11 protein-coding genes and 2 pseudogenes are annotated in these 12,405 nt (G+C 55.8%); 8 read left to right on the forward strand and 5 right to left on the reverse strand.

Annotated features, from left to right (window positions below; translation table 11 throughout):
* Window positions 1-9 precede the first annotated feature (9 nt).
* Together bla and BLL42_RS04025 are read right to left on the reverse strand one after the other, a co-directional pair.
* A complete protein-coding gene (gene bla / locus BLL42_RS04020; RefSeq protein WP_071550879.1) occupies window positions 10-909 on the reverse strand; it encodes a class A beta-lactamase in 900 nt (299 codons plus the stop codon).
* 61 nt (window positions 910-970) lie between these two features.
* Window positions 971-2,545 carry a sensor domain-containing diguanylate cyclase gene (locus BLL42_RS04025; RefSeq protein WP_071550880.1) on the reverse strand — a complete coding sequence of 525 codons (1,575 nt, stop codon included), beginning with the start codon at window positions 2,543-2,545 and terminating at the stop codon, window positions 971-973.
* A 206-nt stretch (window positions 2,546-2,751) separates the two neighbouring features.
* On the opposite strand from BLL42_RS04025, the gene BLL42_RS30020 reads away from it, so the two are divergent.
* The 4 genes from BLL42_RS30020 to BLL42_RS04040 are packed head-to-tail and all read left to right on the forward strand — an operon-like array spanning window position 2,752 to window position 4,213.
* Window positions 2,752-2,895 carry a demethoxyubiquinone hydroxylase family protein gene (locus BLL42_RS30020; RefSeq protein WP_161492341.1) on the forward strand — a complete coding sequence of 48 codons (144 nt, stop codon included), beginning with the start codon at window positions 2,752-2,754 and terminating at the stop codon, window positions 2,893-2,895.
* 6 nt (window positions 2,896-2,901) lie between these two features.
* The gene (locus tag BLL42_RS04030) at window positions 2,902-3,198 is read left to right on the forward strand and encodes a ferritin family protein (protein ID WP_129586929.1); all 297 of its coding nucleotides are present in this window, start codon (window positions 2,902-2,904) and stop codon (window positions 3,196-3,198) included.
* On the forward strand, window positions 3,195-3,848 hold the full coding sequence (locus BLL42_RS04035) for an HAD family hydrolase (RefSeq protein ID WP_071550882.1): 654 nt from the start codon (window positions 3,195-3,197) through the stop codon (window positions 3,846-3,848). Before BLL42_RS04030 ends, BLL42_RS04035 begins: the two co-directional genes overlap by 4 nt.
* Complete coding sequence (locus tag BLL42_RS04040) at window positions 3,845-4,213, forward strand: DUF7079 family protein (protein WP_071550883.1); 369 nt, start codon at window positions 3,845-3,847, stop codon at window positions 4,211-4,213. Before BLL42_RS04035 ends, BLL42_RS04040 begins: the two co-directional genes overlap by 4 nt.
* A 70-nt stretch (window positions 4,214-4,283) precedes the next feature.
* Here the strand turns inward: BLL42_RS04040 and BLL42_RS04045 are convergent, their stop codons facing one another.
* Window positions 4,284-4,946, reverse strand: a complete 663-nt coding sequence (locus BLL42_RS04045; protein ID WP_071550884.1) for a ribonuclease T2 family protein — start codon at window positions 4,944-4,946, stop codon at window positions 4,284-4,286.
* A gap of 145 nt (window positions 4,947-5,091) precedes the next feature.
* Between BLL42_RS04045 and BLL42_RS04050 the strand changes: the two genes are divergently transcribed.
* The 3 genes and pseudogenes from BLL42_RS04050 (at window position 5,092) to BLL42_RS30755 (ending at window position 6,221) form a co-directional block, all read left to right on the forward strand.
* Complete coding sequence (locus BLL42_RS04050; RefSeq protein ID WP_071550885.1) at window positions 5,092-5,580, forward strand: hypothetical protein; 489 nt, start codon at window positions 5,092-5,094, stop codon at window positions 5,578-5,580.
* Between the two features lie 174 nt (window positions 5,581-5,754).
* Window positions 5,755-5,886, forward strand: a pseudogene (locus tag BLL42_RS04055) (arsenical resistance protein ArsH); the annotation flags it as partial.
* A 206-nt stretch (window positions 5,887-6,092) separates the two neighbouring features.
* On the forward strand, window positions 6,093-6,221 hold the full coding sequence (locus BLL42_RS30755) for a hypothetical protein (protein ID WP_269086206.1): 129 nt from the start codon (window positions 6,093-6,095) through the stop codon (window positions 6,219-6,221).
* A gap of 266 nt (window positions 6,222-6,487) precedes the next feature.
* Here BLL42_RS30755 and BLL42_RS04060 read toward each other — a convergent pair.
* Window positions 6,488-6,922, reverse strand: a pseudogene (locus BLL42_RS04060) (Lrp/AsnC family transcriptional regulator); the annotation flags it as partial.
* 631 nt (window positions 6,923-7,553) lie between these two features.
* Entirely contained in the window at window positions 7,554-11,459 is a 3,906-nt protein-coding gene (locus BLL42_RS04065; RefSeq protein WP_071550888.1) for a CHAT domain-containing protein, read from the reverse strand.
* A 396-nt stretch (window positions 11,460-11,855) separates the two neighbouring features.
* On the opposite strand from BLL42_RS04065, the gene BLL42_RS04070 reads away from it, so the two are divergent.
* Window positions 11,856-12,401 (forward strand): PAAR domain-containing protein, encoded by a 546-nt coding sequence (locus tag BLL42_RS04070; RefSeq protein ID WP_071550889.1) that lies wholly within the window; start codon window positions 11,856-11,858, stop codon window positions 12,399-12,401.
* Window positions 12,402-12,405: the final 4 nt, after the last annotated feature.

The raw sequence follows: 12,405 nt of genomic DNA on the forward strand, positions 1-12,405 counted from the left end.
GCTCCTTGCTCAGGACACGTGCGACATCACCAAACGAGTGGCAGCCGCCAGCACATCACGACGCGCTTCGGCGTCTTTTTGATGTTGCGTGAAGTAAACCGCAAGCACGACAGGCGCACCCGTCTGTGGCCAAAGTACCGCCACATCATTCGTGGTGCCGTAGTCGCCGCTACCGGTTTTGTCACCCACCACCCAACCCGCTGGCGTACCGGCCCGAATGCTCGCATCGCCAGTGGTATTGCCCTTGAGCCAGGTCGCCAACTGCTCGCGTTGCGCCGTTGCCAACGCAGCACCCAGCACCACTTTCTGCACACTGGCGGCCATTGCTGCCGGTGTCGTGGTGTCACGGAGATCATCAGGAATGGCCGTATTCAACTCCGGCTCCCAGCGATCAAGCCGGAACGCCGGATCACCCAGGCTCTTGGCAAACTGATTAACCGCTGCCACACCACCCAACACCTTGATCAGCAAGTTGGCAGCGGTGTTATCGCTGTATTGCAACGTGGCGGCGCACAACTGCGCGATGCTCATACCCTGTTTCAGGTTCTGTTTGGCGATGGGGGCGTAAGACAACAAGTCGGCTTCACCATAGGCAATATGCTTCTCCAGCAACCCCGACTCAGCCATGCTTTTGTGCAACACCGCGGCGGCCAGCATCAACTTGAAGGTGCTGCAGAACGGAAAACGCTCCCCGCCCCGATACTGAATCTCGTGGCCATTGGCAGTGTTGATCAAAGCAACGCCCAATCGACCTTTTGCACTGCTCTCCAACTCGGCAAGTTTGTTGTACAACTCGGCCAGTGGTTTGTTCGCAGATGAAGCGTTAGCCCAGGCTGGGCATACCAGCGTGATCAACGGCAGTGTCAGACCTGCCTTCAACAATGAACGTCGCGAGGGTGAATACTTCATGCCGTGCCTCGTAAAAAATCAACATTACAGACGGGTCCGCTCTGTAACAGCGCCCCGCCCCTTAACAAACTTCTGAATGCACAACCACTTCAGGACTTCCTTCCATCGACACCACCACTGTGCGGTTTCGACCAAAATTCTTCGCCTGATACAACGCTGCGTCTGCCCGCTCGATAAACACTTCGACGCTGTCCCCGTCTTCGGGGATAAACGCATAACAGCCCAGGCTCACCGTCAGGCTCCCCGACGGCGCGCCTGAATGGATGATGTGCTTGTCCTTGACGCTGTGGCGGATCTGCTCGGCAATCGTAAAGGCGCCGTGAATGTCAGTGTCGGGCAACAACACCGCAAACTCTTCACCGCCGTAACGCACCGCCAGGTCGGACTTGCGGTGACAACAACTTTTCACCGCACGCGCCACTTCTGCCAGGCACTGATCCCCCGCCACATGACCGTAGGTATCGTTGTAGCGTTTGAAAAAATCGATATCGAGCATGATCAGGCTCAACGAACTCTGTTGACGAGCACCCCGAGCGAACTCGATGTCCAGTGCCCGTTCGAACAGCCGACGGTTTGCCAACCCGGTCAGGCTGTCATGAGTCGCGATCACTTCCAGCCGCTCTTGCGCGGTCCGCAAATCCGCCTCGATGAGTTCACCATTGCGAACCTGCAGCACAAACACCCAACCGAACAAGCCCACACCGAGCACCACCAGGGCGACGATGACGCTGGATTGATAGGCGTTGGCGTACCAGCCCCGAAGAATCGTTTCCTTCGGGGTCGCCGCCGCAACCACCAGCGGATAGGCGTCCAGCTGACGATAGCCATATAGCCGGATCACATTATCCACTACCGAACGGATCATCCCATTGCCGAAACTGGCATGGGGCAGGTATTTCTGGAAAATATCCCCATGCGCCAGCGACTCGCCTATTCGCGCTTCCTCGAACGGTCGCCTGGCCAGCAACGTACCGTCCGACAACGCCAGAAACATCACGCCGTTGTCATCGAGGCTGAAGCTTTTGAAGAACTGATCGAAGTACGCCAGCTTGATCCCGGCCAGCAGCACGCCCTGGAACTCGCCATGCTGGTCGTTCACCCGCCGGGAAATAGGAATGATCCACTCGCCATTCTGCCGGCTACGAATTGCCGGCCCAATGTGCGCGAGCAACGTAGGATTCTGCTGATGGAACTTGAAGTAGTCGCGATCAGCCACACCCCCGCGCCGCGGCAGGTCATCAAACGATGTCACCACCCACTGCCCGTTTTTGTCGAACAGAAACAGCCCGTGCAACTGCTCGAGTGCCTGCACCCGCCGCGCAAAGGTCCGCTGCAACCGCGGATTCCGCACCACGCCAAAACCGTCAGCCTGAATCCAGTCAACCAGGCTGGTCATCACCAGATCCGCGCTCAAAAACGTGTCCTGCGCCTGCTGCGCCATCGCCCGCGTCAGGTTCGACGAGGCCACCTCAGCCAACGACAAATCGTAGCGCCGGGACTGTTCCAGTTGCAGGTAAAGCAAGCCACACAAACACAGGCAAACCGCCGCAACAAACATCACCGCAGCCTTGCGCAGAGGCAAGCGTTTAAGAGGGCCGCCAGGGGCGTAATGAGGGTCGTGAATGGGGGTAGGCAAAAGCGTCATCCTTGAAGGGTAAGGCATGAGCAAAAGCCCAGATCCCTTAATGCCAGAGAGCTTAGCTTACGGGGTGATATGGGGCAATTGTGGGGCGAGTCATAAACTTGCTCGCCTTTTCTCCTGTAATGTTCAACGCGTTCGTTGATGCTCGCTTGAAACATCAATGCCCCCCACCGGTACAGCCCTGTGAACGTCCACGGCCAATGAAATACAAAGACAGTACCGCATCGCTGGACACCGCCAGAAAGATTCTCAAGGTGAATCACGCCGGGGGATGGTTCATGGGTTTTATCTCGGCGCTACCAGGGAAAAACGGCGTCATGGCCTGCACCTTTGCCGTGGAATAGGTCGTGGTGAGCCATCTGAAAGATCAGCTCTCATACCTTGAAAGCCGGAACGATTCGGCGACCTATGAAACGCTCCAGTTGATTCTGGAGGATGAGGAAAACCACCGCGATACCGGTCGAATCGAAGGCGCCAGCGCGCTGCTGTATGGGCCGTTCCGATGGATGATCAGTTTGTTTACGGCGCGTGTTATTCGGTTTGGGATGCGGCAGAAACAGGGCTACCCTAAAACGGCCCGACTCAAACACACCTGCTCTTGTATTCATACACCGCCGCGCGAGCCAATCCATGGAGGAAAAGCATGAACGCTCTAAACCACCCGACCACCATCGATACCGTTGTATTCGACCTCGGTAACGTCCTGATACGCTGGAACCCAAGAAACCTTTACCGAAAGATCTTCGGCGATGACGTACAGGCCATGGAGACCTTTCTTTCCGAGGTCTGCCCTCCTGAATGGAACGAGCGCCAGGATGCGGGCCGGTCCTGGCAGGAAGGGATCGACGAAGCCATCGCACGGCACCCGTCACAAGAAGCGCTGATTCGTGCGTACCGCGAGCGCTGGGAAGAGACACTCGGCGGCGTGCTGGAAGAGACCGTGCTGATCCTTAATGAACTGCACGCCAAGGGTGTCCGCCTGCTAGCCCTGACCAACTGGTCTGCCGAAACCTTCCCGATTGCCCTTCAGCGCTTTCCCTTTTTGCACACGTTCGAAGGCATTCTCGTGTCCGGCGAAGAAGGCCTCATCAAGCCCGACCCGGCGATCTTCCAGCTACTAAAATCTCGCTACCAGTTCGAAGGCAGCCGCGCAGTGTTTATCGACGATCATGCGCCGAACATCGAAGGCGCACGCCGGGAAGGATTCAATGCACGTCAGTTCACCAGTGCAGCGCAACTGCGCAAAGATCTGGCAGCGCTGGGGTTGCCCGTGCAGGTGCAGAATGAACCGGCATGACCAACTACCCCCCATTAAGCCCTGAGGATAAAACCAAAATCCGCTGTGCACTGGCCGACGCTTTCGTTGACACTGCAGTGGACTATGCCTACATCGCACGGCAAATCCAGGGTTACGACATCGCGCTGGTCGAAGATATTTTCTTCTCGGAAGTGACTGCGGTCTGCCACTGGAATGCGCAAACACCGATTCCTCCGATCTGGACAGGGTTTGATGATGAGTGGCTGGAAGCCGAAATCGAAGAAACCCTCCGCGCTCGTAGAGAAAGCTGGCTCAAACGAAATATCGATAAGCTGCTGGTCGTTTGGTGGCGATTCAGATTCAAGAGCTTCTGGCTGGAAATCAAGAATACCGCGCTCGATTAAGCGGCTGCCAAGCTAAACGGGCGACCGAAGTCGCCCATTTTTTATGCCAATAAATCTACAACGATCCCCATCAACGCATTGGCGGAACCCGAATATCCCCCGCCCGGCACTGACTCTTCACGCCCTTGCCGCAAGACCCGAACGACAAGTCCTTACCCAGGCACACTCGCACTTCCGACAACTCCGGCCCCCTGCAAACCACCGCGATGCCGTCCTCCGGAATTCCGGGATTACTCTGCCGAAACATCTGCACAATTTCCTGCGCAGGGAAGTAGATCTCGGTACTTAAGGGTTTCAGCTTGTCCGGGATCTTCACCGCGCCAACCGCCTTGTCCGCCACATTCAGATAACCCGAAGCGCCAAGGCCACTGCACGTACCGTGCTTGGACCATTCATGCTGAAGCAGTTTTGGCGTCACAAACAGCGTCAACCCTTGTTTCTGCTCTGCCGGCGACAAAGGCACCATCGGCGGACAAGACTCCGGCCAACCGCCCTTGGCGTATTGCGGCCAGAGACCGTGGAGCACAAAGCCGTAGCCTTTGCCCGAGCATTGCGGATTGTTCTGGTGGGTCAGGCAAAACGTCGGCGACCAGGACAGCGTCAGCAGGTAGTAATCAAACACCCCCGCCACCGACTCGGTCTGCTGCTTATCGCGATGGGACCGAGCGTCGCTCATGCCGGCGCTGCCGATCGTCAGCGCAAAGAGCGCGACCAGTGCATACAGTTTTTTCATAAACCCTCTCCTTTGGGGCAGATCGGATGATCTTTCGCAGCGTGGTGAACCTGTCATTGCAGCGGATTCTAGCTGGCCGTCACTCAACCGGGTGAAGTACCTTGAAGTGGCTACGCTTACACTGACGTCACGATAGGGCATCGAAATGAGTAAGGCAGATGAGCTCGCCGCAAAACTGAAGCAAAAACAGCAAACCCGCGCTGACGCTGAAGCCTGCGCAGATACGACGATTGAGCATTGGCCGATACAGATCTATGAGATGTACCACCAGCTTGAAGCATGGCTGGAGCCACTGACCGAAGCCGGCTTGAACATTCGCCGCATCCCCACACACGTCTTCGAAAGCCTCCCCTCCGGCGAGACCTTCAACTACGCCATCGACAAACTGCTGATCGAGGGCAACCACAACAGCATTACCCTCGACCCCATCGCTCGCTTCATCATTGGCGGAATGGGCCGTGTCGATGTGCTCTCCAAAGGCAAAGAGCTGTATTTACGCCGGACCGAGACCGAACACGGTGAAACGCATTGGCAGATCCAGACCCTCCCGTGCAGCGGACAACCGCAGCCGGATCCGGTCGAGCTCGATGAGGACAACTTTCTCTCGGTGATAGAAGAAGGCCTGGATCTCTAAAGCCGAGAGCAACGCGGGGAAGCATCGCGATGTGCCACCCTTCCCCGCCAATCCCCAAAAAAATGGGCGACCCTTTGCGGTCGCCCATTTTCGTTTCAGCGATGAAACCTGCACTTGCAAGTGTCACCCACCGCGCTTTACCTGATATTCGACAATTCGTATATTCGCCAAACCATGGACGTGATGGAAGAACGGCTGAAATTCACCGTACTGCTACGCGACCGCCCCGACCTCGTCGACCACTACTCGGCGCGCAAGCAAAGCGCGCAGGAATTGAGCAAGCGGGTTAACCAGCATTCGATATAAACGAGGGGCTGTCGCAATGCCCGCCCCTACACCCTCTACAACTTCTGTAACACTTTCGATATTCATGCTCCTCCTCCGATCACATTCTTTTACATCTCAGGTACATATTTCCAACAACTGCATTCCTCTCGTTGATTAGCATGGACAGGCCTTACGCGAATTCAGGGACGTCGCTATTTCAACGGATGCCTTATGAAGGAAAGCAAATGCCTACAGAACAAATTATCATCTTTGTTGCCGTTACAGTCTTGGGCCTTATTTGGGCTGCCAGGAGAGATGCAAAAAATCGGAAAAAAGAAAAGGCCATGAAAGACGCGAATGAGAGCGCTGATTGACTGGCGGTTATTTTCCGAGATAAGTGAACAGATGTATTGGGGCACTTCAAAAAAAATAATCTGCCCCATCACTACACTCCAGCCTCATAAACGGAAAAGCCCGCGCTTGTGCAAGTTCGTCTTGCCTGGGATGTCGGCCAAAAGCGGGACACTTGGAGCGACCAAAATAAACCGCTAAATAGATCCTTCCCCTTTCCGGCATCCAGAGCAATTGTCCTGGCTATGTTCCAAGAAGCTCGATACGCAAGACACTCTTGTGCCAGCAGTTATCCGGTCACGCTCGGTACATCAAGCCCTACTTTCACACGATCCAGCGCCACGATTGTCTTGAACCAGGTCACGTTGGCATTTTCGGCAAACAATCGCCGCGCCAATGCCTGGTATTCCTGCATGCTGGCAACGGTTAACACCAGCACGAAATCCACTTCGCCGGTGACGTAGTAGCACTGCTGAACTTCGGGCACCGCGAAGTGCAACTTCATCGCCTCCAGTGCCTCGATGCTCGTGCGCTCGGCCATCACTTCCACAATGATCGTGATCGGCCGTCCTACGGCGGTCGGGTCGACGATGGCTACATTGCCCGTGATGACACCTTTTTCTTCCATCCGCTTGATGCGGCGCTGCACGGCAGCCGTGGAAAGATTGACCTGCTCGGCCATCAGGCGCAGCGGCGTGGTGTTGTCGCGCTGGACGAGGTCAAGGGATCCCTCAGGGACAGACCACGATTTTCACAAGTCGTGGCCTCCGCTGACCATCCTACCGACACCTAGACACTCGCCCCTTCAGCCATCCAACCTCCTTTCCTGATAAACTCCCCTCCCTCGCCTTACCCACCTAGATACCCATGCTCCCATCATCTGCTCCAACCACCGCCCAACCCCTCTCCCGCCGCTTCAGCGTGGCGCCGATGATGGATTGGACGTAGCACTCCCCCAATGCCCAATTCAGGCTGGTTCACGCGCTGAAAATTTTTCGCGTTGTAGCAATTTCTAAGCAAGCTGTAATAACTGCCTGACACGAGTACTGCCGGTACCATTCTTGTACTTTTTCTCGAAGGGAGTCGATGCTGTGCCAGATGATTTTTCGCGGCTTGAGTGTTCATCCCGTTAAGCCAAGAGGCAGCGAGCCCAAGTTAATTCATTGAACAGCCTCGCGACGGCGGTTTTGCCTTCACTGGAGTGACTGAAAAAAACGTCGTGACTCATGGCCTTACTCTACTGGCTGACATAGGTGAGATCGGGGCAACACGGCACAAATAGCTTTATGCAGCCCTACCCCGTTGTCGCGATTATCCCTCCGTCTATTGGCCTCTCGAGCGCCGCTTCAAAGCCGTCACCCCCCTATCTGTGCAGATGGAGTTTCCTTCCTCTCCGCCAGTTTTGTGAGCAACACGTCCCCATAAACGCGCATCGCCAAGGAGTACTGCGGAACCTCGCCGAGGCGATGAGCAACCTCGTCGTTCGCCCTTTTCGTTGCGTCAAGGACAGTCGCGCCTGCTTCCCACTCCTGCAAGAAGGGTTCAAGCCAGTTGTAGGTCACCATCACATTGAGCGGCCAGGGCGATGCAATGACTGCGCGACACCCGTTGTTCAGCAGTTGTTTTGGGAGACTGGTCGTCGAATTGTCCCACGGGTTTTTATCAATGCGGCCTCCGCTGCAGACGAACAGGATGACCAGTTCGACTCCTGCCAAGGCGGCAGCGAGAGCCGACGGCGCAACGATGAGGTCCTCGTCGTCGCGAATACTGTGGAGGTAGCGACCTTCCCTGTTCAGTCCCCCATGCGCCGTGATCACGGCCAAGCGGGCATCTTTCATGTCATACGGTAGTCGGCGTCCGTTATCGACTGTAAACCCGAAGTCCTTGAAGCAACTGCTGAGGTTCCTTAAAGCGATATCGAGAGTAGCTTCTAATTCAGCTGCCTCCTGGTTGTCTCCGCCTTCATCCTTAACTTCCGCTGCCTCACCGAACCCGAATCTTGGATCAGCCGAAATCCACGCCTTGTAGGCGGTTCGCCCACTGAGCTCAACGTTGCTAGCTGCCGAAAGCCAACTTAGAGACGGGACGATACCGATAGCCGTCTTCGTTCCCGCGAAGTAACCAAATGTTCCATCCTCCGGCTGTACAACCACCAAATTGGCGGTGATCTGCTGCAGAAACGGCTCCGCAACCAAGACTAGCCTCTCGCACTGAGGCAGGCGAACATCGAGTGCCTCCATCGTCATGTAGAAGATGTTGTTCCCTTCGGTCCTGTCGACACGGCCATAATTCTTCGGGTAGTCCTGAAGCCAGGAATGGAAACGGTCCCGAAAACGTCGCTCAGACTTAGGCTGCTCGACCGTGCGCACTTGTCCGTCAGAGACATGGATTACCGTCAGCTCGCCTTCACTGTTTAAAGCGAGGAAGGCGACATCTAGCCCCCCCTGATTCAGCTCCGCGGCGTACCGAATTGGCCACTCCATCATCATCGCCGGAGATTCACCCACCAACGTAACGGTGTGGTCGGCAAGAAGCTCGATAGCAAATGCGTGCTCGCTTAGTGTGAGCTCGCCTTGCGAACCGAAGTCCAATAGTCGCCTCGCCGTCAGTGCGAGGACTGCGTAGTCATGCGCGACATCCGAAGCATATGCTGCACGCTGCACGCCGTTGAAGATCGTCAGCACGTCCTCAGCACTTGGCTTCGCCGTCGAAACAGTCCGAACCATATCAGCCATTCCAGCTCCGACCTGGTCAAGCGCCGTGTCTAGCGTGGCTCGCACCTCTGGCGAAATGTTCACGCCCGCACCTTCCGCTTTGAGGACCGATTGCCCCAAAAGTAATACTAAAGGAAGCAGCTGATTCCGGTCTTCAAGCTCGCCTCGACAAGCCTCTGCGACTTCGGCAAGAATTTCGCCAAGCGGTCCGATAGCGGAGTCATCGGTTTCCATAAGTCGCAGGCTCAACTCAGCGCTGAGGAAGCGCGGGTCCTTGTCTGCGTTAAATCCAAGGTCTGACAGAATCGTCTTCATTGTCGAAAGGAACGAACGAGAAAGCTCAAAAAGCCCCAGGTCTCGCAGAACGCGATGGATGGCATAGACTTCGTGCCAAAGGTCGGCTTTTTCGACTGGAACGTCGACAGCCAAAGCACAGGCCAAGCCGATGAGCGCAACGACGTGGTTACGGCAGCGGTGATAAACGTCACCGAATGCCTGCCAGGCCAAGCGACGGCGATACAAACTGGTCTGGCCCATCAGCAGGATTTGCTCGGCAAAATCCCGCGCCTGCTGGAACTGTCCCGCTGTAGCAAACTGGCTGGCCAATAGCCTCATTAACCGAATGTCTTCGTCACATTCCTGCGTGGCATGAGGGCATATCGTGCATGCGATTAGTACCAACTGCTGCATGTACATCAAGTCGACGTTCTCACCCGTCTGACCACTGGTGATATGCACCATGCGCGCGATGGTGCGCACGACGTCGTCAGGGCTAGCAATCAATAGGTCACGTGGTATCACCGTCACGCCGGGCTCGCCTCCACCGATGTCGGCCAGCCAGTGCATCGCACTCTCAATGGATGTGCGAATCTTTTCATCAGGCTCTCCGGAGAAGACTTCCTTGGTATCGACAGTCGGCCGCACCAGGTGCACGCCCTGTTGGGCGAGGTCAAGCATTGTGACTGCCACGAGGGGGATGCCCATGTCACCACACGATTCGACCGACAGCAGCGTAGTGAGGCCAGACCTAACGCCACTGTCTCCTGGATGGAGCGCAAGGAATCGAAAAGCCGATTGGAAAAAGTGACGGTAGTCGTCACGCTCGTCTTCAGGGACGAGTTCCTTGAGCATCATCGACTTGACGGACCAAATGAGAACCTGGGTGGCCTGGCGGCCATAGAGTTCGGAGGAGGTGACAAGACCTGCGACTTCGGCCGCATCCCTTGGCTTGTCGACGCTTTGTGCGTGCATCGCGCAACAAACGAAGGCTAGCTCCTGCCAGTCCTTCTCCCATGCACGCGCCTCCTCGATAATCGCTTCATACTCCGGTTCTAATGCAGACAACCGCGCTAGCAGAATCAAATGATTGGCCGTGAACCCGACGGTAGTGAAAATGTGCGATTCGCCTGACTTCACCTTTTGGGAGTTCATGAGCAGTCGGCGATCTCGATTCTCCCGCAGGCGCTCCGAATGGGGAAACAGTTCTGACAGACGTGCGTCAAACCGAGAGATTCGGTCGTTGTCCTCAAGGTGCGTGGCAAGTTCGAGACCTTCCTCAAGCCACTGTTGGCCTCCAACCCCATCGGGCCCCTCTGGCAGGAAATCGTGCGCCAGTTCATCGTCGCCTGCCCGATGAGAAAGTTGAGCCAATTGAATGGTCACCTCAGCTGAGAGCGTCGCGAGATATGGTCGTAGCTGAGCAATGACATCGAGTGTCTCGCTATCTCTTCCAGTTCCACCTAGCAGTTGGGCGAGAGCGTGGAGTCGCGTACCGTCCGGCAATGCTAGGCCTTCAAGCTCCGTCATCACATCCGACAATCGGCCTTGGAGTATCATGGACCTCCATGTCTGCGCACGGGAATTGATCACATCTTCGGGGGCAGCGTCATAATGCACCGTTGCGACATAACAATCGTTCACAGAAAGCAGCATCTCCACATTGGCTGGCTTTTGAGCGGGGACTTCCGGAACATGAACCAGCCCGTAGCCCTCCAACGCCTCCACAATAGTCACAAGCTGCCGGCAAATCGAAGTCACGTGAGGCACCCACCGGTCTTCGCCCATCCGAATAGCCGATACACCGAAGGCAGTAGGTAGGTCGAGTGATGGGTCTCGATACTGGCTAGCGCCCGCGACCGCAACGAGACGCCGCTCTCCCTGCTCCTGCACAGTGCGCAGCAGCTCAGCGACTTCTAGCGATGGGCTATTCACGATGAGCACAAGCCGACGAAGAATAATCATTTCTTGTTCGTCAAGCTCAAAGCCACGCAGTTCTTTTGTCGCTCTGGCCAAGGCAGTGAACACAGACTCCTCCGTGTCCTTGGTCGCTGCTGCCGGTGGCAGGACTATCGTCGCGCCCTTGAAGACGCTATGCCCATCCTTGTCCCGCAGGTGCAGCAGCAAAGCAGAAACGCATCGGCCTACCACCTCCCGGAACGAGCCACCTTGAATTAGGTCGGCAGAACCTAGATTTAAACCTTTGCCGAAAAGCTCTGCGGGGTTGAAGCCTTGAACGACATGTTCCGTAACCGCGCCTTGCTCATCCATTTAAATCTCCTCAAATGTCGTTCATTGAATCGCGAACATCCATGGCGTTGTTCGCGAATTGCCACCGCGCCCTTCCCCGGCCACGACCGACAAGCTACTCATAGCAGGAGCGACCTGCACGTTTCGCAATAGTTTTCCATATGCGTTAACAGAAAAAAATCGGCAAGCGAATGTTTGGTCAGCATCGGAAACTTTTTATCGCGGAAGACCGCTTCCGGCCGAGTTCTGACCACTACATTCCGGTGGTGGCCAGCTCGATGATGGAGGGAATTACTGCTGTGACACAGAAGCTGTTATCCAGCTCTCCAGACGCAAATCTACCGCATCTTCCAAAGCTCCTTTCTATGCAAGTCTGATACAGTCGGCCCCGGTAAATTCGTTGACAGGGAGTCAAGCATGGCAAAGCCAGCCGCACGTATCACCGATCCAACCAGCTGCCCTATTCCTGGGCATGGCCCCAAAGCCATAGCTACAGGCTCCGCCAACGTCTTCTTCGATGGGCTTGCAGCTGCTAGCCAAGGCGACACCTGTACCTGCGGCAGTGCTTTGTCTTCGGGACTATCCTCGACAGTGTTCATCAACGGCAAGAATGCCGCATTACAAGGCAGTGGCGGCACTCACGGCGACGTCGTGATCGGTGGTTCGGGCACAGTGATAATCGGTGATTCGCATACACCCGCACCGTTCATTCCCCCTACACCCATGAATATCCTCTCGAGCTGGATCAGCTTCAGCATTCCAGCAACTGAGTCGTATGCGGGCCTGACCTGCGTCGCGCACTTTGAAGACGGGACATCCATGTCGGGAGTGTTTGATGCAAATAACGTGGTGAAATTCGCCAACACCAGTGGGAAGGTTTGCCAAAAGCTTGACTTCGGCACTCAAGGTGAAATGGACGGAGAGTCCATGTTCGATACCTTTCTCAATACAACATTGAAATAAGGAA

Origin of the sequence: Pseudomonas frederiksbergensis, from assembly GCF_001874645.1 — a bacterium.
Lineage (GTDB): Bacteria > Pseudomonadota > Gammaproteobacteria > Pseudomonadales > Pseudomonadaceae > Aquipseudomonas > Aquipseudomonas frederiksbergensis_B.